Origin of the sequence: Streptomyces sp. A012304 (assembly GCF_026008495.1) — a bacterium.
Taxonomy (GTDB): domain Bacteria; phylum Actinomycetota; class Actinomycetes; order Streptomycetales; family Streptomycetaceae; genus Streptomyces.
Genome location: NZ_BQUN01000078.1, coordinates 1 through 25,657 on the forward strand (window position 1 = coordinate 1; position 25,657 = coordinate 25,657).

The 25,657-nt window shown below is 70.3% G+C and carries 21 protein-coding genes and 7 tRNA genes; 11 read left to right on the top strand and 17 right to left on the bottom strand.

Going from position 1 to position 25,657, the window contains the following annotated elements; all coding sequences use genetic code 11:
* The first annotated feature begins 380 nt into the window (after nucleotides 1-380).
* Nucleotides 381-1,910 carry a N,N-dimethylformamidase beta subunit family domain-containing protein gene (locus ALMP_RS17345; protein WP_264928949.1) on the top strand — a complete coding sequence of 510 codons (1,530 nt, stop codon included), beginning with the start codon at nucleotides 381-383 and terminating at the stop codon, nucleotides 1,908-1,910.
* 227 nt (nucleotides 1,911-2,137) lie between these two features.
* Nucleotides 2,138-3,037 carry a phosphoribosylaminoimidazolesuccinocarboxamide synthase gene (locus tag ALMP_RS17350; RefSeq protein ID WP_264928950.1) on the top strand — a complete coding sequence of 300 codons (900 nt, stop codon included), beginning with the start codon at nucleotides 2,138-2,140 and terminating at the stop codon, nucleotides 3,035-3,037.
* Nucleotides 3,038-3,114: 77 nt separating this feature from the next.
* Here the strand turns inward: ALMP_RS17350 and ALMP_RS17355 are convergent.
* From ALMP_RS17355 to ALMP_RS17390, 8 genes are all read right to left on the bottom strand, one after another.
* A tRNA-Gly gene (locus ALMP_RS17355) sits at nucleotides 3,115-3,190 on the bottom strand.
* A 23-nt stretch (nucleotides 3,191-3,213) separates the two neighbouring features.
* A complete protein-coding gene (locus ALMP_RS17360; RefSeq protein ID WP_264928952.1) occupies nucleotides 3,214-3,822 on the bottom strand; it encodes a response regulator transcription factor in 609 nt (202 codons plus the stop codon).
* The gene (locus ALMP_RS17365) at nucleotides 3,819-5,279 is read right to left on the bottom strand and encodes a sensor histidine kinase (protein ID WP_264928953.1); all 1,461 of its coding nucleotides are present in this window, start codon (nucleotides 5,277-5,279) and stop codon (nucleotides 3,819-3,821) included. Before ALMP_RS17365 ends, ALMP_RS17360 begins: the two co-directional genes overlap by 4 nt.
* Before the next feature lie 29 nt (nucleotides 5,280-5,308).
* Nucleotides 5,309-6,106 carry an ABC transporter permease gene (locus tag ALMP_RS17370; RefSeq protein ID WP_264928954.1) on the bottom strand — a complete coding sequence of 266 codons (798 nt, stop codon included), beginning with the start codon at nucleotides 6,104-6,106 and terminating at the stop codon, nucleotides 5,309-5,311.
* Entirely contained in the window at nucleotides 6,103-7,062 is a 960-nt protein-coding gene (locus tag ALMP_RS17375; RefSeq protein WP_264928955.1) for an ABC transporter ATP-binding protein, read from the bottom strand. The genes ALMP_RS17370 and ALMP_RS17375 overlap by 4 nt, the downstream gene beginning before the upstream one ends.
* Before the next feature lie 180 nt (nucleotides 7,063-7,242).
* A tRNA-Gly gene (locus tag ALMP_RS17380) sits at nucleotides 7,243-7,315 on the bottom strand.
* A 79-nt stretch (nucleotides 7,316-7,394) separates the two neighbouring features.
* Nucleotides 7,395-7,466, bottom strand: a tRNA-Gly gene (locus tag ALMP_RS17385).
* A 136-nt stretch (nucleotides 7,467-7,602) separates the two neighbouring features.
* Nucleotides 7,603-7,920, bottom strand: a complete 318-nt coding sequence (locus ALMP_RS17390) for an Lsr2 family protein (RefSeq protein ID WP_264928956.1) — start codon at nucleotides 7,918-7,920, stop codon at nucleotides 7,603-7,605.
* Nucleotides 7,921-8,241: 321 nt separating this feature from the next.
* Here ALMP_RS17390 and purS point away from each other — a divergent pair, with 321 nt between their 5' ends.
* The 6 genes from purS (at nucleotide 8,242) to purM (ending at nucleotide 15,189) form a co-directional block, all read left to right on the top strand.
* Nucleotides 8,242-8,505, top strand: coding sequence for a phosphoribosylformylglycinamidine synthase subunit PurS (purS, locus tag ALMP_RS17395; RefSeq protein ID WP_264928957.1), 264 nt, complete (start codon nucleotides 8,242-8,244; stop codon nucleotides 8,503-8,505).
* Nucleotides 8,502-9,182, top strand: a complete 681-nt coding sequence (gene purQ / locus ALMP_RS17400) for a phosphoribosylformylglycinamidine synthase subunit PurQ (protein ID WP_264928958.1) — start codon at nucleotides 8,502-8,504, stop codon at nucleotides 9,180-9,182. Before purS ends, purQ begins: the two co-directional genes overlap by 4 nt.
* The gene (purL, locus tag ALMP_RS17405) at nucleotides 9,179-11,437 is read left to right on the top strand and encodes a phosphoribosylformylglycinamidine synthase subunit PurL (protein WP_264928959.1); all 2,259 of its coding nucleotides are present in this window, start codon (nucleotides 9,179-9,181) and stop codon (nucleotides 11,435-11,437) included. Before purQ ends, purL begins: the two co-directional genes overlap by 4 nt.
* Before the next feature lie 92 nt (nucleotides 11,438-11,529).
* The gene (locus ALMP_RS17410) at nucleotides 11,530-12,327 is read left to right on the top strand and encodes a maleylpyruvate isomerase family mycothiol-dependent enzyme (protein WP_264928960.1); all 798 of its coding nucleotides are present in this window, start codon (nucleotides 11,530-11,532) and stop codon (nucleotides 12,325-12,327) included.
* 221 nt (nucleotides 12,328-12,548) lie between these two features.
* Nucleotides 12,549-14,075 (top strand): amidophosphoribosyltransferase, encoded by a 1,527-nt coding sequence (purF, locus tag ALMP_RS17415; protein ID WP_264928961.1) that lies wholly within the window; start codon nucleotides 12,549-12,551, stop codon nucleotides 14,073-14,075.
* A gap of 46 nt (nucleotides 14,076-14,121) precedes the next feature.
* Nucleotides 14,122-15,189, top strand: a complete 1,068-nt coding sequence (purM, locus tag ALMP_RS17420; protein WP_264928962.1) for a phosphoribosylformylglycinamidine cyclo-ligase — start codon at nucleotides 14,122-14,124, stop codon at nucleotides 15,187-15,189.
* Nucleotides 15,190-15,294: 105 nt separating this feature from the next.
* Here purM and ALMP_RS17425 read toward each other — a convergent pair whose 3' ends face one another.
* Together ALMP_RS17425 and ALMP_RS17430 are read right to left on the bottom strand one after the other, a co-directional pair.
* On the bottom strand, nucleotides 15,295-15,546 hold the full coding sequence (locus ALMP_RS17425) for a DUF3073 domain-containing protein (RefSeq protein WP_264928963.1): 252 nt from the start codon (nucleotides 15,544-15,546) through the stop codon (nucleotides 15,295-15,297).
* A 328-nt stretch (nucleotides 15,547-15,874) separates the two neighbouring features.
* Nucleotides 15,875-16,969, bottom strand: coding sequence for a Glu/Leu/Phe/Val dehydrogenase dimerization domain-containing protein (locus ALMP_RS17430; protein ID WP_264928964.1), 1,095 nt, complete (start codon nucleotides 16,967-16,969; stop codon nucleotides 15,875-15,877).
* A 255-nt stretch (nucleotides 16,970-17,224) separates the two neighbouring features.
* On the opposite strand from ALMP_RS17430, the gene ALMP_RS17435 reads away from it, so the two are divergent.
* Together ALMP_RS17435 and bldC are read left to right on the top strand one after the other, a co-directional pair.
* A complete protein-coding gene (locus ALMP_RS17435) occupies nucleotides 17,225-18,067 on the top strand; it encodes a hypothetical protein (protein WP_264928965.1) in 843 nt (280 codons plus the stop codon).
* Between the two features lie 549 nt (nucleotides 18,068-18,616).
* Entirely contained in the window at nucleotides 18,617-18,823 is a 207-nt protein-coding gene (gene bldC, locus ALMP_RS17440; RefSeq protein ID WP_003949541.1) for a developmental transcriptional regulator BldC, read from the top strand.
* Nucleotides 18,824-19,275: 452 nt separating this feature from the next.
* Here the strand turns inward: bldC and ALMP_RS17445 are convergent, their stop codons facing one another.
* From ALMP_RS17445 to ALMP_RS17460, 4 genes are all read right to left on the bottom strand, one after another.
* The gene (locus ALMP_RS17445) at nucleotides 19,276-19,470 is read right to left on the bottom strand and encodes a DUF6274 family protein (RefSeq protein WP_264929258.1); all 195 of its coding nucleotides are present in this window, start codon (nucleotides 19,468-19,470) and stop codon (nucleotides 19,276-19,278) included.
* A 193-nt stretch (nucleotides 19,471-19,663) separates the two neighbouring features.
* Nucleotides 19,664-19,738: transfer RNA gene (locus ALMP_RS17450), tRNA-Asp, on the bottom strand.
* 93 nt (nucleotides 19,739-19,831) lie between these two features.
* Nucleotides 19,832-23,776 (bottom strand): ATP-dependent RNA helicase HrpA, encoded by a 3,945-nt coding sequence (gene hrpA, locus ALMP_RS17455; protein WP_264929259.1) that lies wholly within the window; start codon nucleotides 23,774-23,776, stop codon nucleotides 19,832-19,834.
* 72 nt (nucleotides 23,777-23,848) lie between these two features.
* Complete coding sequence (locus tag ALMP_RS17460) at nucleotides 23,849-24,022, bottom strand: hypothetical protein (protein WP_264929261.1); 174 nt, start codon at nucleotides 24,020-24,022, stop codon at nucleotides 23,849-23,851.
* A gap of 182 nt (nucleotides 24,023-24,204) precedes the next feature.
* Between ALMP_RS17460 and ALMP_RS17465 the strand changes: the two genes are divergently transcribed.
* Entirely contained in the window at nucleotides 24,205-25,314 is a 1,110-nt protein-coding gene (locus ALMP_RS17465) for a hypothetical protein (protein WP_264929263.1), read from the top strand.
* A gap of 17 nt (nucleotides 25,315-25,331) precedes the next feature.
* Here the strand turns inward: ALMP_RS17465 and ALMP_RS17470 are convergent.
* The 3 genes from ALMP_RS17470 to ALMP_RS17480 form a co-directional block, all read right to left on the bottom strand.
* Nucleotides 25,332-25,408 (bottom strand) — tRNA-Phe (locus ALMP_RS17470).
* Between the two features lie 24 nt (nucleotides 25,409-25,432).
* A tRNA-Asp gene (locus tag ALMP_RS17475) sits at nucleotides 25,433-25,507 on the bottom strand.
* Between the two features lie 37 nt (nucleotides 25,508-25,544).
* A tRNA-Glu gene (locus ALMP_RS17480) sits at nucleotides 25,545-25,617 on the bottom strand.
* Nucleotides 25,618-25,657: the final 40 nt, after the last annotated feature.

The window sequence follows — 25,657 nt, forward strand, 5'->3', positions numbered from 1 at the left end:
GCCCCCCCCCCCCCCCCCCGCCGCCCGTCACCCCCGGGCCCAGCACCCGCCACCAGGCCCATCACCGCCACCAGGCCCGGCGATCCAGGCCCCCGGCGACACAGACCCCCGGCGGCACCCGCTCCCTGAGCCCCACCCAGCCCGAGCCCACCCACCTCGACCCAGCCGGAGCAGTTCATTCCACTTTCGGCCAATCCACAACGAATAGTGACAGTCTGCGCGCGTTATGTGATGTGCTGGGACCGAACGCGCCCATGGCAAGGGCTGGCGACATAGGACAACCACACGAACGGCCACGTCCGACCAGGTCAGACCCGGCCCGCCCGGTCGGCCGACCGCGACGAACCGACGAGCACGGGGGCACAAGGGAGGGGAGCACCATGAGCACCACGGGAGCAGGACCGCAGCACGTCCGCCGATGGGAGTCGGGAGCACTGGCGCACGCCGTCACGGACCCCTTCGGACAGGGGCCCCTCCCCTGGCTGCGCGGCAGCGAGACGTACTTCGGCGACTCAGGCCAGATCATCCCCTGGTACGTCGACCCGGCCGCCCCGGCCGCCGCCCCCAGGGGGACCACCCTCACGGAGGACGCCCCGAGGATCCCCGCCCCGCGCACCGCCGGAGGACCGCGCTCGGCCGACGACGTCCGCCGCCAGATCAAGGGATTCATCTCGACCGGCGCGGTCGCGCCCGGCGACGCTGTCGACTTCCACATCACGGTCGACCCGCCCCAGAATTTCAGCGTCGACATCTACCGCATCGGTCACTACGACGGCGACGGCGCCGCCAAGATCACCACCAGTCCGCGCCTGCCCGGCATCGTCCAGCCCCCGCCGCTGACCGCCGACCGCACGGTCTCCTGCCACCACTGGTGGCTCTCCTGGCGCCTCCAGGTCCCGTCGTACTGGAACGTCGGCGCGTACGTCGCCGTCCTCACCACCGCCGACGGCTACCGCTCCCACATCCCCTTCACCGTCCGCGACAGCCGCCCCGCCGACCTGCTCCTGCTGCTGCCGGACATCACCTGGCAGGCGTACAACCTCTACCCGGAGGACGGCCGCACCGGCGCCAGCCTCTACCACGCCTGGGACGAGAACGGCCGGCTGCTCGGCGAGGCCGACGCCGCGACGACCGTCTCCTTCGACCGCCCGTACGCGGGCGCCGGCCTCCCGCTCCACGTCGGCCACGCCTACGACGTCATCCGCTGGGCCGAGCGCTACGGCTACGACCTCGCCTACGCCGACGCCCGCGACCTGCACACCGGCCGGATCGACCCCACCCGCTACCGCGGGCTGATCTTCCCCGGCCACGACGAGTACTGGTCCCAGGCCATGCGCCGCACGGTGGAACTCGCCCGCGACAGCGGCACCTCGCTGGTCTTCCTGTCCGCGAACTCCCTGTACTGGCAGGTGGAGCTGGGCCCGTCCCCGTCGGGCGTGCCCGGCCGCCTGCTCACCTGCCGAAAACGCAAGGGACCCGGGCGGCCCGTCCTCTGGCGGGAGATCGACCGGGCCGAGCAGCAGCTCATCGGCATCCAGTACGCCGGCCGCGTCCCCGAGCCGCACCCGCTGATCATCCGCAACGCCGGCCACTGGCTGTGGGAGTCGACCGGCGCGCACGAGGGAGACGGCATCGAGGGCCTCGTCGCCGGCGAGGCGGACCGCTACTTCCCCCGCGCCCCGCTCCCGCTCCACGAGGAGCGCACCCTGCTCGCGCACTCCCCGTACACCGACGCCGAGGGAGTCCTGCGCCACCAGGAGACCTCCCTCTACCGCGCCCCCTCCGGCGCCTGGGTCTTCGCCTCCGGCACCTTCGCCTGGTCCCCGGCCCTGGACCGCCCCGGCCACGTCGACCCACGCGTGCAGCGCGCCACGGCCAACCTCCTCGACCGCATCTGCAAACGCGACTGACCGCCTCCCCGAGCCCGACCTGACGTACGCGCCCGCAAGCCCGACCTGACGTCCGCCCCGAGCCCGACCTGACGTACGCCCGCAAGGGCGACCGACCTGCACCGCAAGGCCTACCGACCTGCACCCGCACGGGCGACTGACCTGCACCCACAAGCGCGACCCGCTGCCCATGGCCATGCGCCCATACGGGACAATCGAGCCTTAGGACAGAACCACGGGGAGGAACCGTGTCCGGATTCGTAGAAAAGCCCAAACCCGTAGAGGTGCCGGGCCTGGTGCATCTGCACACCGGCAAGGTGCGCGACCTGTACCAGAACGAGGCGGGCGACCTCGTGATGGTCGCCAGCGACCGCATCTCCGCCTTCGACTGGGTGCTGCCGACCGAGATCCCCGACAAGGGCCGCATCCTCACGCAGCTCTCCCTGTGGTGGTTCGACCAGCTCGCCGACCTGGTGCCCAACCACGTCCTGAGCACCGAGCTGCCCGCCGGCGCCCCCGCCGACTGGCAGGGCCGCACGCTGGTCTGCAAGTCCCTGAAGATGGTCCCCGTCGAGGCGGTCGCCCGCGGCTACCTCACCGGCTCCGGCCTGCTCGAGTACACCGAGTCCCGCACGGTGTGCGGCCTCGCCCTCCCCGAGGGCCTGGTCGACGGCTCCGAGCTGCCCGCCCCGATCTTCACCCCGGCCACCAAGGCCGCCGTCGGCGAGCACGACGAGAACGTCTCCTACGAGGAGGTCGCCCGACAGGTCGGCGCGGACACCGCCGCCCAGCTGCGCCAGGTGACCCTCGCCGTCTACTCCCGCGCCCGCGACATCGCCCGCGACCGGGGCATCATCCTCGCGGACACCAAGTTCGAGTTCGGCTACGAGGGGGAGACGCTCGTCCTCGCCGACGAGGTCCTCACCCCCGACTCCTCCCGGTTCTGGCCGGCCGACCAGTGGCAGCCGGGCCGCGCGCAGGCGTCGTACGACAAGCAGTTCGTGCGCGACTGGCTGACCTCGGGCGAGGCCGGCTGGGACCGGGCGGGCGAGCAGCCGCCCCCGGCGCTGCCGCAGAACGTGGTCGAGGCGACCCGCGCGAAGTACGCCGAGGCCTACGAGCGCCTGACCGGCGTGAGCTGGACCTGACACCCACCCGGCGGGGGAGACGACACCCCCGCCGGGCACAACGCGAAAGGCCCCCGGAAACCGGGGGCCTTCCTGACTGGAGCGGACGACGAGGCTCGAACTCGCGACCTCAACCTTGGCAAGGTTGCGCTCTACCAACTGAGCTACGTCCGCAGTGCGCCGTGGCGCGAGGCCAACTATACCCAACCCCGCTCGCGTGCGAGACGCACCGCCGCGTGCCGGTTCTCCGCTCCCAGCTTGGAGACGGCCGACGAGAGATAGTTCCGCACGGTCCCCGGCGACAGCGCGGCCCGCTCGGCGATCTCCGTGACGGGCGCCCCGTCGGCGGCGAGTTCGAGCACCTCGGCCTCGCGCGAGGTCAGCGGCGAGTCCCCGGCGGCGATCGCGTCGGCGGCCAACTCCGGGTCGACGTAGCGGTTTCCGGCGTGCAGGGTGCGGATGATCTCCGCGAGCCGCTGCGCGCTCACCGTCTTCGGGACGAACCCGCGCACACCTGCCGCAAGTGCCCGCTTGAGATGCCCCGGCCGGCCGTGACTGGTGACGATCAGCACCTTGCAGCCGGGCAGTTCGCTGCGCAGGGATGTGGCGACCTTCACACCGTCCGCGCCCGGCATCTGGAGATCGAGGACGGCGACGTCGGGCTCGTGCGCCCGCGCCATCGCCAGCGCCTCCGGTCCCGTGGCCGCCTCGGCGACGATCACCAGATCGTCCTCCAGCGACAGCAGCGCCGCGAGCGCTCCCCGGATCAGATGCTCGTCGTCGGCGAGCAGCACCCGCACGCTCATCCGACACCCTCCCGAACCGCCGCCGCCTCCGGCCCCGCGGCCGCCTCCCGCACCATGGCTGTCTCCTGCCCTGCGGCCGTCTCCTGCCCTGCGGCCGTCTCCTGCCCTGCCGCCTCCGGTCCCGCGGCTGTCTCCTGCCCCGCGACTGTCTCCGGCACCACACCTGTCTCCCGGCCCGCCGCCGTCCCCCGCACCACACCTGTCTCCCGGCCCGCCGCCGTCTCCCGCACCACACCCGTCTCCCGCCCCGCCGCCGTCTCCCGCACCGGCACCCTGGCCACCACCCGGAAGACTCCCTCCCCGGCGAATCCGGCTTCCAGCGTCCCGTCCACCTGAGCGAGCCGTTCCCGCAGGCCGGCCAGGCCGGAGCCGCCGCCGTCCCCGGAGGGCTGCGCCCCGTCGTTCTCCACCGTCAGCACCACATGCCCCTCCGTCATCCGCAGCCCCACCGAACACCGCCCGGCGTCGCCGTGGCGCAGCACGTTGGTGGTGGCCTCCCGGACGACCCAGCCGAGCGCCGACTGCACGTCGGCGGGCAGTCCGTCGCTCTCCCCGCGCACCTCGCAGGCGATGCCCGCGGCCGTCAGCACACCGTGCGCACCGGCCAGTTCGACGCCCAGGTCGGCCTCCCGGTAGCCCCGTACGACGTCCCGGACCTCGCGCTGGGACTCCTGCGCGATGCGCTGCACCTCGATCATCTGTTCCATGGCCTCCGGCCGCCCTCGGCGCGCCAGCTGCACGGCCAGCTCGCTCTTCAGCGCGATCACCGCGAGGTTGCGCCCCATGACGTCGTGCAGATCCCGCCCGAACCGCAGCCGTTCCTCGGCGACGGCGAGCCGCGCACGGGTCTCGCGGGCCTCGTCGAGCTGGTACACGGAGTTGAGCAGCCAGGCGGAGAAGACGGCGGCGGAGCCGATGAACGCGCCGCCGATCAGCACCGCCATCGCCGAGACCAGGACGGCCTCGATGGGCAGTCCGAGCGGGAGCGCCACCGCTCCGGCGCCCACGGCGTAGGCGACGACGACCCCCGTCATGCGCCGCGAGCCGCGCACACCGAGCATGCTGTTGCCCGCCGCGAAGACCATGGTGACCCCGAAGGCGCCGCCCGCGGCGGTCTCGACCTGCTCCTGGCCGTCCGACGCCTGCTCGGCGACCGCCAGCGCGACGACGGCGACCACCGCGCTGGCGGCGGCGAGCGTCCACAGCAGCCGGACGGGCTGGGGACGGCGTCCGCGCGTCCAGTCCAGCGCCCGAAGCGCCGTCACGGCGCAGAGCACGCTGTGCCCGAGGACCAGTACCGGCAACCAGAGGCCGAGCCCGCTCCACAGCCCGGACCCGAACGGCACCGCCACCGACGAGAACTCGACCAGGCCGAAGAAGTGGAACGACCACCGTGTGTACGTCTCGATCTTCGCCGGCGTGCTCTTGCGCCGCCACCAGCCCCCCGGCCTGCCCATCCTCGTGTCTCCCCCGTTCCCCCGGCCCGTCAGCGCCGGGGCTCCCACCGGAACCACCGCCGTACGGCCCATACTGACAGCACGGTCCAGGCCAGCGCGGTCGCCAGGGCGCCCAGCGCCTCGTACGCCGACAGGTTGCCGCTCCAGCCGCCGCGGACGAGGGTGATCACCGGGCTCAGCGGCAGCAGCCCGAGGACGGAGGCGACCCGGTCCGGCAGCAGTTCCAGGGGTACGGCCACCCCGGAGCCGAGCATCGAGACCAGCACGAACGGCATGGTGGTGACCTGCGCGCTCTCCACGGTCCGCGTCATGCTCGCGGTGACGGCCGCCAGCGCCGCGCACATCACCAGCCCCGACAGCACGCCCAGCACCGCGAGATGGGGTGCCTCGGGTGCGCCCACGTCGAGGAAGGCCATGCAGCCCGCGGCCAGCACCAGGCACTGCACGAGGCCGGTGGTGAGCACCGGCAGCGCGGATCCGGTGAGGACCTCGGCGTCCCGCAGCTCGCCCGTGCGCAGCCGCTTGAGCACGAGTTCCTCGCGCCGGGCGGTGTAGATGCCGGCGAGCGCCCCGTACACGCCGAACATCAGCGAGAACCCGATCGAGGCGGGCAGCATCACCAGTCCGACGTTGAGCCCGGCCTCTCCGAGGTCCATCTCCTGGACCACCGACCGCATGGTGAACGGCAGCGCGAGCGGCACCAGGACGGCCGCGACGATCGTGGCCTTGCTGCGGCCGAGCAGGACGAGCTCGGCGCGGGCGAGGGCGGCCATCCGGCTCATCGGTGTGGTGGTCCCGGTCCGGCCCTTCACGACAGCTCCGCTCATGCCACGCTCTCCTTCTCCGTGGCGGTGTCCGCCGCCTTTCGCGCGATCCCCAGGAACGCTTCCTCCAGCGAGGCCGAGCGCACGTCCAGCCGGCGCAGTTCGACCCGGGCCCCCTCGGCCCACACCAGCAGCCCGGTGGCCGCCCGCTGCAACTCCCGCGTGCGCAGCCGTACCAGGCGGCCGTCGACCTCGTGGTCGCACACGCCCAATTCACCGAGGGGCGGCAGGTCTCCGACGAAGTACCCCTCGGGCAGTTCGAAGGAGATCCGGGACGGCTGGGCGGCGGTCACCTCGGCGGGTGTCCCGGCGGCCGCGATGCGCCCCTCGTGCAGGATGGCCAGCCGGTCGGCGAGGCCCTCCGCCTCCTCCAGGTAGTGCGTGGTCAGCAGCACCGTGGTGCCGGCGTCCCGCAGGGCGCGCACCAGGTCCCAGGTGTCCCGGCGGCCCTCGGCGTCCAGTCCGGTCGTCGGCTCGTCGAGGAAGAGCACCTCGGGGTCGCCGAGCAGCGCGAGCGCCAGATCGAGCCGCCGCCGCTCACCCCCGGACAGCTGCTTGACGCGTACGCCGGTCTTGCCGCCGAGCCCGACGAGGGACAGTGCCTCCGCGACCGGCCGGGCCCCGCTGACGCAGCCGGCCCACATCCGCGCGGTCTCCCCGACGGTCAGCTCGGAGGGAAAGCCGCCTTCCTGGAGCATGACCCCGGTGCGCGGGCGGACGGCGGCCCGGTCGGCGTGGGGGTCGTGGCCGAGGACCCGGACCCGTCCCCCGTCGGGCCGGGCCAGTCCCTCCAGCAGTTCCACGGTCGACGTCTTGCCGGCTCCGTTGGTGCCGAGGAGCGCGAAGATCTCCCCGCGTGCGACGTGGAACGTGATCCCCCGCACAGCTTCGAACCCGCCCCCGTAGACACGCCGGAGGTCGGTGACCTCGATCACGTGCTCGTGTTCGTTGGTGTTCATGTCCTCAGCATCCCGGCGCCCGGAGGCGGGATGCAGTGCGCGCTGTCATCACTGCACATGACAAATGTCAGAACGCCGATTCAGGAAGGGAACCGCCGCTCCACGAAGCACCGGTACGGCGAGTACCGGAACAGCAAGCACGAAAAGACCCCGGTCCATTGGACCGGGGTCTTCATCCCGAGCGGACGACGAGGCTCGAACTCGCGACCTCAACCTTGGCAAGGTTGCGCTCTACCAACTGAGCTACGTCCGCATTGCCTCCGACCAGCTTTCACCGGTCGGTGCGAGCACCAGCCTACCTGATCCACAGCAGTGGTCGGACGGCTATGCAGAGCGGGTGACAGGGATCGCACACTGCGCCTTCCCCCTGGAAGGGGGATGTTCTGCTACTGAACTACACCCGCGTGGCCTCCGTGAGCTGGGCTTTTCGGCCCCGCCCGGCGGCGTGCTCCAGACATTAGCCGACCATGTGGGGGGTAGCGCAAGTCGGTTGTCCCCAGGGCCCGCTGACGGACCCTGGGACGGGTGTGGCGCAGGGGGTCACTGCGCCTCGGCGAACGCCTCGTAGACCTTCTTGGGGATCCGGCCGCGGGCCGGCACGTCCATCTTGTTGGCCAGTGCCCAGGCCCGGACCGCCGCCGGGTCGGGGGCGACCTCCGTCTGCTTGTACGCCTTGCCCGAGCGCGACCGCTTGCGGCCGGCCTCCACGTACGGCGCGAGCGCCTTACGCAGTTTCTTGGCATTGGCTTCATTCAGGTCGATCTCGTACGACTTGCCGTCGAGTCCGAAGGCGATCGTTTCCGCCGCTTCCGAGCCGTCGATGTCGTCAAAGAGCGTGACCACGACCTTCTGCGCCACGAATATCGGTCCCTTCGTCCGGCACCACATACAGCTCAGGCTGCGGCGACGTGCCGAGTCTCGGCCATTTCCAATTCATTTGTACAGTGCCCGGCAATGCATTGGGAAGCCCGACTAAATCTGTCCGCGTGTCCGAGTGCAATAGGTTTCCGGGGTTGATCGGGGATCTTTCCCGTAACTTTTCGCGAACGTCCCCTACGGATACCGGTTCGTGATGACCGTCACGTAGGTTCCTACAAATCTATGCGCGTAGAAATTTTGTGCGGGTAGTCTGAAGACACCTGCAGGAACCTGCTCAGCACCACAACACCGGGAGTGCCAGTGGCACGCGTCGTAGTCGACGTCATGCTCAAGCCGGAGATCCTCGACCCCCAGGGCCAGGCGGTGCAGCGCGCACTGCCGCGGCTGGGTTTCGAAGGCATCTCGGACGTACGTCAGGGAAAGCGATTCGAACTGGAAGTTGACGGACCGGTCGACGAGGCCGTGCTCGCCCGCATCCACGATCTCGCGGAATCCTTCCTCGCCAACACCGTGATCGAGGACTTCACCGTCAAGGTGGAGGAAGTCGCGGAGGCCGTGAAGTGACCGCTCGTATTGGCGTCGTCACTTTCCCGGGCAGCCTCGACGACCGGGACACCCAGCGCGCGATCCGCCTCGCGGGCGCCGAACCGGTCGCCCTCTGGCACAAGGACAAGAACCTCCACCAGGTCGACGCCGTGGTGCTGTGCGGAGGTTTCTCCTACGGCGACTATCTGCGCGCCGGTGCCATCGCCCGCTTCTCGCCGGTGATGGAGCCCCTCCTCGAGCAGGCGAAGGCCGGACTGCCGGTCCTCGGCATCTGCAACGGCTTCCAGATCCTCACCGAGGCGCACCTCCTCCCGGGCGCGATGCTCGGCAACGACCACCTCCACTTCATCTGCCGCGACCAGAAGCTGCGGGTGGAGAACGCGGACACCGCCTGGACCAGCGACTACACCGCCGGCCAGGAGATCCACATCCCGCTGAAGAACATGGACGGCCGGTACGTCGCCGACGAGTACACCCTCGACAAGCTCGAGGCCGAGGGACGGGTCGCCTTCCGGTACGTCGACTTCAACCCCAACGGCTCGCTCCGCGACATCGCCGGCATCACCAACGAGGCCGGCAACGTCGTGGGTCTGATGCCGCACCCCGAGCACGCCGTCGAGCCGCTGATCGGCACCGGTCGCACCGACGGCCTCCCGTTCTTCACCTCGATCCTCAAGAAGCTGGTCAACGCATGAGCCGGACGCCTCTGGACACGGTCGAGCACGCGGCCGCGACCCCCGACGTCGAGCTGCCCTGGGCCGAACTCGGTCTGAAGAAGGACGAGTACGAGCGCGTGGTCGAGATCCTCGGCCGCCGGCCCACCGGCGCCGAACTCGCCATGTACTCCGTCATGTGGTCCGAGCACTGCTCGTACAAGTCCTCCAAGGTCCACCTCCGCCAGTTCGGCGAGAAGGCCCCGCAGTCCGACGCCCTCCTCGTCGGCATCGGCGAGAACGCCGGTGTCGTCGACGTCGGCCAGGGCTACGCGGTCACCTTCAAGGTCGAGTCGCACAACCACCCGTCGTACGTCGAGCCCTACCAGGGCGCGGCCACGGGTGTCGGCGGCATCGTCCGCGACATCATCGCGATGGGCGCGCGCCCGGTCGCCGTCGTCGACCCGCTGCGGTTCGGCGCGGCCGACCACCCCGACACCAAGCGCGTCCTGCCGGGCGTCGTCGCCGGCATCGGCGGCTACGGCAACTGCCTGGGCCTGCCCAATATCGGCGGCGAGGTCGTCTTCGACTCCTGCTACCAGGGCAACCCGCTGGTCAACGCCGGTGCCATCGGCGTCATGCGGCACGAGGACATCCACCTCGCGAAGGCCTCCGGCGCCGGCAACAAGGTCATCCTGTACGGCGCCCGCACGGGCGGCGACGGCATCGGCGGCGCGTCGATCCTCGCCTCGGAGACCTTCGACGACGCCAAGCCGTCCAAGCGCCCGGCGGTGCAGGTCGGCGACCCGTTCCAGGAGAAGCTCCTCATCGAGTGCACCCTGGAGGCCTTCAAGGAGAAGCTGGTCGTCGGCATCCAGGACCTCGGCGCCGCGGGTCTGTCGTGTGCGACGAGCGAGCTGGCGTCCAACGGCTCCGGCGGCATGCGCGTCACGCTGGACGACGTACCCCTGCGCGACTCGACGCTCTCGCCCGAGGAGATCCTCATGAGCGAGTCGCAGGAACGCATGTGCGCGGTCGTGGAGCCGGAGAAGGTCGACCGGTTCCTGGAGATCTGCGAGAAGTGGGACGTCATCGCCACCGTCATCGGCGAGGTGACCGACGGCGACCGCCTGGAGATCTACTGGCACGGCGAGAAGATCGTCGACGTCAACCCGCGCACGGTGGCGCACGAGGGCCCGGTCTACGAGCGCCCGTACGCCCGCCCGTCCTGGCAGGACGCCCTCCAGGCGGACGACGCGAACAAGCTGCCGCGCCCGGGGAGCGCGCAGGAGCTGAGGGACCAGGTCCTGAAGCTGGTCGGTTCCCCCAACCAGGCCTCCAAGAAGTGGATCACGTCCCAGTACGACCACTTCGTGCAGGGCAACACCGTCCTCGCCCAGCCCGAGGACTCCGGCATGATCCGCATCGACGAGAAGACCGGCCTCGGCGTCGCCATCGCGACCGACGGCAACGGCCGGTACGCCAAGCTCGACCCGTACGCGGGCGCGCAGCTCGCGCTGGCGGAGGCGTACCGGAACGTGGCGACGACCGGCGCCAAGCCGCTCGCCGTCTCCGACTGCCTGAACTTCGGCTCGCCCGAGGACCCGGCCGTCATGTGGCAGTTCGCGGAGGCCATCCGCGGCCTGGCGGACGCCTGCCAGCAGCTCGGCACCCCGGTGACCGGCGGCAATGTGTCGCTGTACAACCAGACCGGCGAGGTGGCCATCCACCCGACCCCGGTCGTGGCCGTGCTCGGCGTCATCGACGACGTCGCCCGCCGCACGCCGGCCGCCTTCCAGGAGGAGGGCCAGCTGCTGTACCTCCTCGGCGACACGCGTGAGGAGTTCGGCGGTTCGGCCTGGTCGCAGGTGGTCCACGACCACCTCGGCGGCCTCCCCCCGAAGGTGGACCTGGAGCGCGAGCGGCTGCTCGCCGAGATCCTGATCTCCGCCTCCCGCGACGGCATGATCGACTCCGCTCACGACCTGTCCGACGGCGGTCTGATCCAGGCGGTCGTCGAGTCGGCGCTGCTCGGCGGCAAGGGCGCCCGCCTGATCGTCCCGGACGGTCTGGACGCGTTCACCTTCCTCTTCTCGGAGTCGGCGGGCCGCGCGGTCGTCGCCGTCCCGCGCTCGGAGGAGGTCCGCTTCAACGACATGTGCGGCGCCCGGGGCCTGCCGGCCACCCGCGTCGGTGTCGTCGACGGCGACTCGGTCGAGCTCCAGGGAGAGTTCTCGCTCTCCCTGGAGGAGCTGCGCGAGACCCACGAGAACACCATCCCGGCGCTGCTCGCCTGAGCGAGCCCGCCGTACGACGGTGAAGGCCCCGCCCGCTGCCCGGGTGGGGCCTTCTTCCGTCCCCGGCGCCGGCACGGCATAGGCTCACCGCCATGTCCCCGGCGAAGAAGCGCACCAGGAGCTACGACCCCGCCAAGATCCGCACCGCCGTGTTGGCCCAGCTCGGGAACGTCCGGCGGGCGGCCGGCACCCTCACGCCCGAGCAGCTCGCGTCGCCCACGCGGCTGGGCGAGTGGACGGTCCGGGAGCTGGTCGCGCACATCGGGACGGCGGTCACCGCCGTGCACCGCTCGCTCGACCTGCCGGAGCCCGCGCGGCAGGACGTCGCGCTCCTGGACTGGCCGTTCGCGACGGTGGCCGACGCCCCGGCCGTCGACGACTTCACCCGGGGCCTCGCCGGACGCCATCCCGACCTCGACGCCTACCTGGCCGACGCGGAGGAGAGCCTGCGGGAGCGGCTCGACGCCCATCCCTCGACCCGGCTGCTGCGGACCGACGCCGGCGCGCTGTCCCTGGCCGACTACCTGGTCACCCGGACCGTCGAACTCGTCGTCCACACCGACGACCTCAACGCCGCCGTGCCCGGTCTCGACGTGCCGTTCGACCGGCAGGCCCTCGCAGCCGCCACCCGGCTCCTCGCCGACGCACTCGCCGTGAAGGCGCCCGGCGGGGCGACCGAGGTGCGCGTCCCGCCGTACGCGGTCGTGCAGTGCGTGGCAGGGCCCCGGCACACCCGCGGGACGCCGCCGAACGTCGTCGAGACCGACCCGCTGACCTGGGTACGGCTGGCGACCGGACGGCTGGAGTGGAAGGACGCGGTGGCGGACGCGAAGGTCAGCGCGAGCGGCGAGCGGGCCGACCTCACCGAGCTGCTGCCGCTGATGTCCTGACCGCGGGAGGCCGATTGGTGTGCGACACCTCACTCACACCCTCGGCACACATCACCGGCCGATCGCCCCCACACCCCGCCCGACCATCGACCGGATCATCGAAAACCCGCTCTGACCTGCGGAAACGAGTCGATCACGAGGTGGTCCGCCCGGTCATGATCCAGTTACCGGCAAGTAGCGCCAATTCGGACCAGTGGTCGACCTCGCCTACACTCGGAAGCGTGCCACGTGGTGACGGTCGACTCAGTCATGATCTGCTCCCCGGTGAGAAGGGCCCCCAGGACGCATGCGGCGTCTTCGGTGTCTGGGCTCCCGGCGAAGAGGTCGCCAAGCTCACTTACTTCGGGCTCTACGCCCTCCAGCATCGAGGTCAGGAATCCGCGGGAATCGCCGTGAGCAACGGCTCCCAGATCCTCGTCTTCAAGGACATGGGCCTCGTCTCCCAGGTCTTCGACGAGACCTCGCTCGGTTCGCTCCAGGGTCATATCGCGGTCGGACACGCCCGCTACTCGACCACCGGTGCCTCCGTGTGGGAGAACGCCCAGCCGACGTTCCGCGCCACCGCGCACGGCTCGATCGCGCTCGGCCACAACGGCAACCTGGTCAACACCGCCCAGCTCGCCGAGATGGTCGCCGACCTGCCCAAGCAGGAGGGCCGCACCCCGCGCGTGGCGGCCACCAACGACACCGATCTGCTCACCGCGCTGCTCGCGGCCCAGACGGACGACGACGGCAAGCCGCTGACCATCGAGGAGGCCGCCCACTCGGTCCTCCCGAAGGTGCGCGGCGCCTTCTCCCTCGTCTTCATGGACGAGCACACGCTCTACGCCGCCCGTGACCCGCAGGGCATCCGCCCGCTGGTCCTCGGCCGCCTCGAGCGCGGCTGGGTCGTCGCCTCCGAGACCGCCGCCCTCGACATCACGGGCGCCAGCTTCGTCCGCGAGATAGAGCCGGGCGAGTTCGTCGCCATCGACGAGAACGGCCTGCGCACCTCCCGCTTCGCGGACGCGAAGCCCAAGGGCTGTGTCTTCGAGTACGTCTACCTGGCCCGCCCGGACACCGACATCGCCGGCCGGAACGTGTACCTCTCCCGCGTGGAGATGGGCCGCCGCCTGGCGAAGGAGGCTCCGGCCGAGGCCGACCTGGTCATAGCGACCCCGGAGTCCGGCACCCCGGCCGCCATCGGCTACGCCGAGGCGTCCGGCATCCCCTTCGGCGCGGGCCTGGTCAAGAACGCGTACGTCGGCCGGACCTTCATCCAGCCCTCGCAGACCATCCGCCAGCTCGGCATCCGCCTGAAGCTGAACCCGCTGAAGGAAGTCATCAAGGGCAAGCGCCTGGTCGTCGTCGACGACTCGATCGTCCGCGGCAACACCCAGCGCGCCCTGGTCCGCATGCTCCGCGAGGCAGGCGCCGCCGAGGTCCACATCCGGATCTCCTCGCCGCCCGTGAAGTGGCCCTGCTTCTTCGGGATCGACTTCGCCACCCGCGCCGAGCTGATCGCCAACGGCATGACCATCGACGAGATCGGCACCTCCCTGGGCGCCGACTCGCTGGCGTACATCTCCATCGACGGGATGATCGAGGCGACCACCATCGCCAAGCCGAACCTCTGCCGCGCCTGCTTCGACGGCGAGTACCCGATGGAGCTGCCCGACCCCGAGCTGCTCGGCAAGCAGCTCCTGGAGACGGAGCTGGCCGCCGGCCCGGCCGCCACGGCCGCCGCCGACGCGATCCGCCGCCCGTAGGACGGCCCGTCCTACCTGCCGTACGACACGAAGGTTCTCACTAGCCATGTCTGAGACAACTGGTGCCAGCTACGCAGCAGCGGGCGTCGACATCGAAGCGGGCGACCGCGCGGTCGAGCTGATGAAGGAGTGGGTGAGGAAGACCCAGCGCCCCGAGGTCCTCGGCGGCCTCGGCGGCTTCGCCGGCCTCTTCGACGCCTCCGCCCTCAAGCGCTTCGAGCGCCCCCTGCTCGCCTCCGCCACCGACGGCGTGGGCACCAAGGTCGACATCGCCCGCCGGCTGGGCGTCTACGACACCATCGGCCACGACCTGGTCGCCATGGTCATGGACGACATCGTGGTGTGCGGCGCCGAGCCGCTGTTCATGACCGACTACATCTGCGTCGGCAAGGTCCACCCCGAGCGCGTCGCCGCCATCGTCAAGGGCATCGCCGAGGGCTGTGTCCTGGCCGGCTGCGCCCTGGTCGGCGGCGAGACGGCCGAGCACCCGGGCCTGCTGGGCGAGGACGACTTCGACGTCGCCGGCGCCGGTACGGGCGTCGTGGAGGCCGACCGGCTGCTGGGCGCGGATCGCATCCGTACGGGTGACGCGGTGATCGCCATGGCGGCCTCCGGCCTTCACTCGAACGGGTACTCCCTCGTCCGGCACGTCCTGCTCGACCGGGCGGGCCTCTCCCTCGACGCGCACATCGAGGACCTCGGCCGCACCCTCGGCGAGGAACTCCTGGAGCCGACGAAGATCTACTCCCTGGACTGCCTGGCCCTGACCCGCACCACCGACGTGCACGCCTTCTCGCACGTCACCGGCGGCGGACTCGCGGCCAACCTGGCGCGCGTCATCCCCGACGGACTGCACGCCGTCGTCGACCGCTCCACCTGGACGCCGGCCCCCGTCTTCGACCTGGTCGGCAAGACCGGACAGGTCGAGCGGCTGGAGCTGGAGAAGACCCTGAACATGGGCGTCGGCATGATCGCGATCGTGCCGCAGGAGTCGGCTGACGTGGCCCTGGCCACACTGGCCGACCGCGGGGTCGAGGCCTGGGTCGCCGGCGAGATCACCGAGCGCGGCGAGCACACCAGTGGAGCCGCCCTGGTCGGGGACTACGCGAGCTGAGCACGAGACCGCCCACCGGAACCCGGAGACCCGGAGGACACCCGGTGGGCAGCACAAGACCCGGTCGGTGACCGAAGTCACCGACCGGGTGAATGCAGAGCAACGTCAAGCGCCGCGACGGTGTTGCGAGGGGTCCTCGTCCTCGTCTTCCTCGTCGTCCCCGTACAGATCGGCGTACCGTGCGTACGGGTCGTCGTCCTGCTCATCGTCCTCGAACGGGTCGCCATTCGGCGGCATGTTCGATGCAGACGATGCGCCCAGCTCTTCGGCCAGGCGTGAGAGGTCCGTCCCGCCGCTGTTGTACTTCAGCTGGCGGGCGACCTTCGCTTGCTTGGCCTTGGCCCGGCCGCGCCCCATGGCTCGACCCCCTCAACGACGGGGCTCGACGGCCCCAGAGTCTTGACACGCGTTCATGATCCGGAACGGACTCTCCGCGGAGAGGCCGGTCCGTAGGGCTTCCACGGTACCTGAGCCCGCACCCATACGGTACGTCGCCCGTAGCACGCGCGTGTGCACAGAACCATCGAGGCGCCCCGTCCTCGCTGGTCAGTGGCGATTTTAACCACTTATTGGCGGGCGACCCGCCGGGAAGAGTGAGAGTTCTCTCCAACTTTTCTCCGAGCGGTACCGAACAAGCCCTCGGACGGGGTTCCGCACGAGCCTCCATGGAACCCCGCCCTCCGGCTCACCGGCCGCGTGCCTGTGCCGCCTCGTGCATCCGCTGCTCGGCGATCCGGTCCGCCGCCGCGGCCGGCGGAACACCATCCGCCTTCGCACGTGCGAAGATCGCGAGCGTGGTGTCGAAGATCTTCGCGGCCTTCGCCTTGCACCGCTCGAAGTCGAAACCGTGGAGCTCGTCGGCGACCTGGATGACCCCGCCGGCGTTCACCACGTAGTCCGGCGCGTAGAGGATCCCGCGGTCGGCGAGGTCCTTCTCCACGCCCGGGTGGGCGAGCTGGTTGTTGGCCGCGCCGCAGACCACCTTGGCGGTCAGCACCGGCACCGAGTCGTCGTCCAGCGCCCCGCCGAGCGCGCACGGCGCGTAGATGTCGAGCCCCTCGACCCTGATCAGCGCCTCGGTGTCGGCCACCGCCGTGACCCCCACCGGATGCCGGTCGAGGATCCGGCGGACGGCGTCCTCGCGCACGTCCGTGACGACGACCTCGGCGCCCTCGTCCCGCAGGTGCTCCACCAGGTGGTGGCCGACCTTGCCGACGCCCGCGATGCCGACCTTGCGGCCGCGCAGCGTCGGGTCGCCCCACAGGTGCTGCGCGCTGGCCCGCATGCCCTGGTAGACCCCGAAGGCGGTCAGGACGGACGAGTCGCCCGCGCCGCCGTTCTCCGGCGACCGCCCGGTCGTCCAGCGGCACTCGCGCGCCACGACGTCCATGTCGGCCACGTAGGTGCCGACGTCGCAGGCGGTGACGTAGCGACCGCCCAGCGAGGCCACGAACCGGCCGTAGGCGAGCAGCAGCTGTTCGCTCTTGATCGTGTCGGGGTCGCCGATGATGACGGCCTTGCCACCGCCGTGGTCCAGCCCGGCCATGGCGTTCTTGTACGACATCCCGCGCGCGAGGTTGAGGGCGTCGGCGACGGCCTCCTCCTCGGTCGCGTAGGGGTAGAAGCGCGTGCCGCCGAGCGCGGGGCCCAGGGCGGTGGAGTGGATGGCGATGACGGCCTTGAGGCCGCTGGCACGGTCCTGGCAGAGCACGACTTGCTCGTGGCCCCCCTGGTCCGAGTGGAACAGGGTGTGCAGGACGCCGGTGGATACGTCGGTCACGGTGGTGACTCCTGGGTAACTCGCGGCGGTCGGGACGGGGGCTCCGTACGGGTGGCGGGGCCTGTGCTGATGAGCGTAGAGCCTGTTCGGCCCGCCGATCGCGCAGTGTTCAGGATCACCTCCGACTGGAGTACGGACGTGGGACGATTTGCATGTTTTCCGGCCCGTTCGAGAGTGGTTCGCAGACGGTTGTCCCGCGGATCCGGAAGCGGATCCGGAAGGTTTCCCGGTCGGTGCAGAGGGGAGGGAGGAGGCGTGTCGAAGGTGTCCTCGGTGATCGTTCCGTACGCGGCCTATCTGCGTGTGTACGAGCCGCTGGCGGCCTTCCCCGAGCCGGAGCGCGCGCACTGGACGCGCTACGCCCGCCGCGCCGAGCGCCCCACCTACCAGGACGAGCTGCGCCGCTCGCTGGCCGATCTGCTGGCCACCCCGCCGGTGGCGGTGCCGGCGCACGAGAGCGCGGACGCATTCGTCCTCGACGTCGACGGCGTGCTGTGCGTGTGCCCCTGGCGCACCCGGCTGCGCGGCTGGCAGGCGCTCGAGGAGCTGGGCGATGAGCTGCCCGGCCCGGTCCTGGACGCGGTCCTGCCCCCGGTGGTGCGGCTGGAGGCCGCCCAGGACTACGAGCGCTGGCTGGCCCGCAACCCCGACGCCCGCCCCTGGATCCGCACGGCGACCTGGCAGGTCCCGCTGAACTGGTTCGTGCTCGTCTCCGACGAGGAGCGCGAGTACGACAAGGGGACCGCGGAGGACGCCCCGGTGCTGCGCTATCGCACCCCGATGGTGCAGGCGCGCCGCCGGGTGGCCCGCGGGCTGCGCACGCTCAGGGACACGATCGACGAGGGGCCGCTCATCGACGGCTTGGTGGACGTGGGCCGCTGGCTGGAGGAGTTCCATCCGCGTTCGCTGGTGGAACTGGACTACGGCGGTCTCGTGCATACGCTGCCGGCCGGCGATCTGGAGGGCGACCACTCGGCGGCCGACGTCGCCGAGGGCATCGCGGCCCTGCGGCGCGGGGACGGCGCGGCGGCGGGCGAGGCGTACGCGCGGCTGGTGGAGCGGTGGCGGGCGGTACGGGACCGGCGCTCGGCGAACTGACGGTGTGACAGACGCGACAAGCGCTTGCTACGTGACGTACGTCACGGCCATGGAGGCTTCGAACAGCGTACGGTCGACCGCACTTCACGGAACTGACGGGACGTAGGTCCTGTTCCGGGTCAAAGCCGCAAGGGTGATGGACCGCACGTACGCGGCCCTTGCGTCGCTTGCCCCTCCTCGTGCCAAAATAGGACAAGGAGTCCGGGGAGGGCTCCCTCCGTCCACTTGTGTTCCACTGTGGGCGGAATCTCAGCATTGCACGCTTTGGGGGGTCTGGTGACTCCTGATCGTCCTGTGACTGATCGTCACAGTGGCGTGACTGTCCGCTATGGCATGGTCCATCGGCTTCCGTCGCCGATGAACACCTGGGGGGCAATTCCATCGGTTTGGCCGACGCGGCTGGACAGATGGTGTAGTTGTAGTGCCGAGGACAAGCCGTTCGTCCTATAACCGACTCGACTCGCGTCCGCCATTTCGGGCAACGCGGGTCAAGGTGCAGAATTTAGAGGAAAGAACCGAGAAGGTTCGGTTCTCCCGAGGAGGCCGCTCATGACCGCTCGCACCCCTGATGCTGAGCCGCTGCTGACCCCGGCTGAGGTCGCCACCATGTTCCGCGTTGACCCGAAGACGGTCACGCGGTGGGCGAAGGCCGGCAAGCTCACGTCGATCCGCACGCTCGGCGGGCACCGCCGTTATCGCGAGGCCGAGGTCCGCGCCCTGCTGGCGGGCATCCCGCAGCAGCGCAGCGAGGCCTGACAACTGAATAGCCGGGTGGTGCGCCAGGTCCCCCAATCTGTCGGAGCGCCCGAAACCTAGCTCCACACGACGCGGGTCTGCCCCAACAGGCCCGTCGCCCACACGGTGCGTCGTCGATCGCGCTGGACTCCGCCGGGTCCAGCGCGATCTTTTTTGTGCGCTCACGCCTGTGTATCGGGTGCGTCTGTGAGGAGGCTTGTCGGAGTCTGGGGAGGCTCTGGGAGGGTTCCGGGGGGCATCCTCCGGAGTGGTGCAATTGCACATATTAAATTGACCGGTTGTAGGAGACCGGTAAGAACCCACGTTTCCAAAACTCATGCGGTGACACCCGTCACATGCCACTGGCCTTGTTGCCGTCGGGGCATATGCGCTAGAGAAGGCTCCCTCTCCAGCTCGCCACGCCTGTAAGGCGGTTGACGCCTCGTCGGACGCGCGGGCCCTTGAGGGGGCGCTCAGGCACCCGGGGGGCGCTCGTCCTCCTGTGCCGCCCTCCCGGGCGTCTCCGTGCCCCGTACGGCGCCGTCCATGGCGAGCCGCAGCAGGCGGTGGCAGATGGGGCAGTGGCGGGTCAGGTGCCGGTAGGACGACGCGGCCGACAGATGCGCGCGGAGCAACGCCCGCGTTTCGTGCCTAGCCGATGCCGCCATACGCCACCTCCAGGTGGGCCACGCCGGGAGCGGGCCCTGAACTCTGGGGTACCGAGGGAATGTGACGGCGTCAAGGGAGCGGGGCGCGTGCGGGCCGGCTCCAGGGGGCGGGCGTACGGACAGCCAGGCCCCGAAGACCAGTGGATACGCAGAAGGCCCGCCCCCTTGCCGGGGCGGGCCTTCTGCATCGATGCGGTCCTGACGGGATTTGAACCCGCGGCCTCCACCTTGACAGGGTGGCGAGCACTCCAAACTGCTCCACAGGACCAGGTTTCGCGGCGCTTTTCCTGCGTTGCGCTGCGAGAAGGACTGTACAGGAGGGTGAGCCCCCTGGTCGAACTCACCCTGCGTAGAGGACCGGCTACGGCACGGCGGCGTCGATCGCCTTCACGATCCGCTTGTCGGAGACCGGATACGCCGTGCCCAGCGCGTGGGCGAAATAGCTCACCCGCAGCTCCTCGATCATCCAGCGGATGTCCAGGACCTGCTGTGGCACCGGCCGGCCCTGGGGCAGCTGCTCCAGCAGCCACGCGTACTCGTCCTGCATCTCCTGGACCTTCTCCATGCGGGTGGTGTCCCGTTGGACGTTGGTCGGCATCTGCTGCAGGCGCCGGTCCACGGCCACCAGGTAGCGCATCAGGTCCGGCAGCCGCCGCAGACCCGTCTGTGTCACGAAGCCGGGCTTCACGAGGGCGTCCAGCTGCCTGCGCACGTCCGTCAGGTTCGCGAGCAGCACCGGGCTGGTGACGGTCTTCAGCCGGCGCTCACAGGCCTGCCAGGCGGCCAGCACCTGCTGCACCTGCCCGACCGTCCGCACGGTCGTGTCGACGATGTCCGCGCGCACCTTGTCGTACAGCTTCCGGTAGGACTCCTCGTCCCAGGCCGGCCCGCCGAAGTCGGCGATCAGCCGGTCCGCCGCCGCCATCGCGCAGTCGTCGAAGAGCGCCTGGATGGAGCCGTGCGGGTTGGAGGACAGCGCGAGCTTCTGGGCGTTCGTCAGCTTCTCGGAGGCGAACTTCGCCGGGTTGACCGGGATGTTGCGCAGGATCAGCCGCCGGGTGCCCTTCCACATCGCCTCGGCCTGCTCCGCCTCCGTGTCGAAGAGCCGTACGGAGACGGTGTCGCCGTCGTCGACCAGCGCCGGGTACGCCTTCACGGGCTGGCCGGCGCGGCGGGTCTCGAAGACGCGGGTGAGCGCGCCGATCGTCCAGTCGGTCAGGCCCTCGCGTTCCAGGGACTCACCGCCCTGCCGCTCGGCGGTGGCCGCGGCGGCCTGGGAGAGGGCCTGGCGGGCCTTCGGCTTCAGCCGGAGCTTCAGCGTCTCCAGATCCTTGTCCTCGGCCAGCTTGCGCCGCCGCTCGTCGACGATCCGGAAGGTGATCTTCAGGTGGTCGGGGAGTTTCGACCAGTCGAAGTCGTCCGCCTCGAAGGGCACGCCGACCATCCGCTTCAGCTCACGGGCCATGGCCGTGGTGAGCGGCTCCTGGAGCGGAACCGCCTGGTCGAGGAACCGCTTGGCGAAGTTCGGCGCGGGCACGTAGTTGCGGCGGATCGGCTTGGGCAGGGAGCGGATCAGCTCGGTGACGACCTCTTCCCGCAGGCCCGGGATCTGCCAGTCGAAGCCCTCGTCGGTGACCTGGTTGAGGACCTGGAGCGGGATGTGCACGGTCACGCCGTCCGCGTCCGCGCCCGGCTCGAACTGGTAGGTCACCCGGAACTTCAGCGGCCCCTGCCGCCAGGAGTCCGGGTAGTCGGCCTTGGTGACCGCCTCCGCCGACTCCCGGATCAGCATCTCCCGCTCGAAGTCCAGGAAGTCGGGCTGCTCGTGCCGCTTGCGCTTCCACCAGGAGTCGAAGTGGGCACCGGACACCACGTGGTCGGGCACCCGCTGGTCGTAGAAGTCGAACAGCGTCTCGTCGTCGACCACGATGTCCCGGCGCCGCGCCCGGTGCTCCAACTCCTCGACCTCGCTGAGGAGTCTGCGGTTGTCGGCGAAGAACTTGTGGTGGGTGCGCCAGTCGCCCTCCACGAGCGCGTTGCGAATGAAAAGCTCGCGGCTCGTCTCCGGGTCGACACGGCCGTAGTTCACCTTCCGCTGGGCGACGATCGGCACGCCGTACAGCGTGACCTTCTCGTACGCCATCACGGCGGCCTGGTCCTTCTCCCAGTGCGGCTCGCTGTACGTCCGCTTCAGCAGGTGGCCGGCGAGCGGCTCGACCCACTCGGGCTCGATCTTCGCGTTGACGCGGGCCCAGAGGCGGCTGGTCTCCACCAGTTCCGCCGACATGACGAACCGGGGCTGCTTCTTGAAGAGCGCCGAGCCGGGGAAGATCGCGAACTTGGCGTTGCGGGCGCCGAGGTACTCGTTCTTGTTGCCGTCCTTCACGTCCTTCATCCCGATGTGGGAGAGGAGGCCGGCGAGCAGGGAGGTATGGATGCTGTCGGCGGGGGCGTCCTGCTCGTTGAGGTGGATGCCCATCTGCTTGGCGACGGTCCGCAACTGCGTGTAGATGTCCTGCCATTCGCGGATGCGCAGGAAGTTGAGGTACTCCTGCTTGCACATCCGGCGGAAGGACGACGAGCCGCGCTCGCGCTGCTGCTCACGGACGTACCGCCACAGGTTGAGGTAGGCGAGGAAGTCGCTGGTCTCGTCCTTGAAGCGGGCGTGCTGCTGGTCGGCCTGGGTCTGCTTGTCGGCCGGGCGCTCGCGGGGGTCCTGGATGGACAGCGCGGCGGCTATGACCATGACCTCGCGGACACAGCCGTTCTTGTCGGCCTCCAGCACCATCCGGGCCAGGCGCGGGTCGACGGGCAGCTGGGCCAGCTTGCGGCCGGTCTGCGTGAGCCGCTTGCGCGGGTCCTTCTGGACCGGGTCGAGCGCGCCCAGCTCCTGGAGGAGCTGCACGCCGTCGCGGATGTTGCGGTGGTCCGGCGGGTCGATGAACGGGAACTTCTCGATGTCACCGAGGCCGGCCGCGGTCATCTGCAGGATGACGCTCGCCAGGTTCGTACGGAGGATCTCCGCGTCCGTGAACTCCGGCCGGGCGAGGAAGTCGTCCTCGCTGTAGAGGCGGATGCAGATGCCGTCACTCGTCCGGCCGCAGCGGCCCTTGCGCTGGTTGGCGCTGGCCTGCGAGATCGGCTCGATGGGCAGTCGCTGCACCTTGGTGCGGTGGCTGTACCGGCTGATCCGGGCGAAGCCGGGGTCGATGACGTACTTGATCCCCGGGACGGTCAGTGACGTCTCCGCCACGTTGGTCGCCAGAACGATCCTGCGACCGGTGTGCGGCTGGAAGACCCGGTGCTGCTCGGCGTGCGAGAGCCGGGCGTACAGCGGGAGTACTTCCGTGAACCGGTACTTCTTCTTCTCCAGCGCGTCCGCGGTGTCCCGGATCTCCCGCTCACCGGAGAGGAAGACGAGGATGTCGCCCCGCCCCTCGCCCATCAGTTCCTCGACGGCGTCGGTGATCGCGGTGATCTGGTCCCGGTCGGCGTCCTCGGAGTCCTCCTCCAGCAGCGGCCGGTACCGCACCTCCACCGGGTACGTCCGCCCGCTGACCTCGATGATCGGCGCGTCACCGAAGTGCCGGGAGAACCGCTCGGGGTCGATGGTCGCGGAGGTGATGACGACCTTGAGATCGGGCCGGCGCGGCAGCAGCTGGGCGAGGTAGCCCAGCAGGAAGTCGATGTTGAGGGACCGCTCGTGGGCCTCGTCGATGATGATCGTGTCGTAGGCGCGCAGCTCGCGGTCGGTCTGGATCTCCGCGAGCAGGATGCCGTCGGTCATCAGCTTCACGAAGGTCGCGTCCGGGTTCACCTGGTCGGTGAATCGCACCTTCCAGCCGACGGCCTCCCCGAGCGGCGTCCTCAGTTCTTCGGCCACGCGCTCGGCGACGGTCCGGGCGGCGATACGGCGGGGCTGGGTGTGCCCGATCATGCCGCGCACACCCCGCCCCAGCTCCATGCAGATCTTCGGGATCTGGGTGGTCTTTCCGGACCCGGTCTCACCGGCGACGATGACGACCTGGTGATCACGGATGGCGTCCGCGATCTCGTCCTTCTTCTGACTGACCGGAAGCTGCTCCGGGTAGGTCACGGCGGGCACCCGGGCCCGACGTGCCTTCATCCGCTCCTCGGCCAGCGCGACCTCCGCCTCGATCTCGTCGAGAACGGCGGCACGGGCCTCCGGCTTACGGATCTTGCGCGCGCCTTCGAGTCTGCGCCCGAGCCGGTGCGCGTCACGCAGGGACAGCTCGGCCAGACGGGGGGCGAGGGCGCCGAGGGCGGGGGCGGGGTGCGTAGACATACGGGATCCAGGATCTCATCCCGGCGAAAAACCTGGCGAACGCTTTTGGGCGCCGCCGGCCGGGTGTCCCGCTCAGACCTTCCGGACGGGCGGCCGCTGCCAGGCGGCGTACAGCGCCGACAGGGCGGACCCGAGGACGGCCACGTCCTGGGCGGAGGCCCGCCCACTCATGACCAGGACGACTCCGGTGACGAGGACGGCGACGAAGACGGCGGCGTCCGTACGGCGGTGCGCGGGCTGGTGCATCTCTGATTCCTTCCGAGTGACGGGGCCGCCCCGGCGGGGCCCCTGTGACATCCATCCTGGGGGCGTGCGGAGCGGTCGCCGGGAGGGCGCCGATACGCCTTGGTCCGACCTTCTTGACTGGATACGCGCGCGCGTATCAGTAGACATAAGGTCGGACCAAGAGGCCATGATCGGGAGGTTCGGTGGCGGGGCGGACGCTGGTGCAGGAGAGGGCGGAGAAGAGGGAGCGGACACTGCGGCGGATGGTCCGGGACGGCTCGCTGAACGATGTGCTCGACGCGACCGAGACCCTGTGGCGCGACGGGGAGAGCCCGGCTCGGATCCGGCTGCGGGCGGCGTACACCCGCAACGCCCGGAAGCCGGACGTGGAGCTGGACGAGCGCAGACGACCGCCGGTCGAGGCGATGCCCCGTTTCGCGCAGCTGCTGGTGTCGCAGGGGGTGGCCATGCAGTTCCACCTGACGGCCCTCTTCGCCGCCCAGTGCACCACCGCCCCGGGCCGCTACTGGCGCAACACCATCCCCCTGGACCGCCGCCAGGACGACGCGGAGGTCACCTGGCTGGAGCTGGTGGCCTCCCCGGCCGGATCCGGCCGGGACAGGGACTACGTCTCCGGGCATACGGCGAACAAGCTGCGCCAGTTCCGGGCGGCGCTGGCGACGCTGTCGAGGAAAGGCCTGGTCGGGCTGGGGCAGAGCGTCAGGGGCCGCCGGTACGACGGGTTCGAGCTGCTGACCGAGGGGCGGCGGAACACCCGCGCGGGCGCTTCCCGCTACAAGGTCCCCCTGGCCTCGGAGGCCTGCCTGCCCGTGCCGAGGGAGTTCTTCACCCGGGGCTGGGTGCATGTCCTGACCAAGAGCGAGACGGCGGCCTATCTGATGTGGCTGCACCAGGGCGCGGCGACGACGTACGTCACGGTGGGCTGGGAGACCCGGGCCGGCCTCTACGGCCTCGGCCAGGACGTCTACGACACCCATCAGGCGCTGGCCGCCTTCGGTCTGCTGGAGGTGGAGCGACCCGAGGGCCGCCGCGACAACGGCACCTGGCGGGGCTACGGCAGGGGATCCACCCCGCGCCGGCACCGTGTCCGTGCCGTACCGGACGCCCTGGCCCAGGACCCGCTGCGGATCGTCCCGGCGGCCCTGCGCAAGTGCGCCGCCCTCGGCACGTGGTCCCGCCCGCTCGACCGGTCCCACCCGCTCGCCCGGTCCGGATCCCTCGACCAGCCTCCATCTTTCGACCGGACCTCGTCCTTCGACCGGTCCGTGAACGAGGACACCCCCACCGGGTGACCCGGTGGGGGTGTCGATGGTGGCTGGGGCCGGGGTCGAACCGGCGACCTTCCGCTTTTCAGGCGGACGCTCGTACCAACTGAGCTACCCAGCCACGAGGTTTCACGTGAAACCTCAGCGGTCCTGACGGGATTTGAACCCGCGGCCTCCACCTTGACAGGGTGGCGAGCACTCCAAACTGCTCCACAGGACCAAGCTTTGTGTACGACAGTGTCGCACACGGTGTTGCGTGCCCCCAACGGGATTCGAACCCGTGCTACCGCCTTGAAAGGGCGGCGTCCTAGGCCGCTAGACGATGAGGGCTATCGGCCCGCCTGGGCGCTTCTCAGCGCGTCGGGGACGT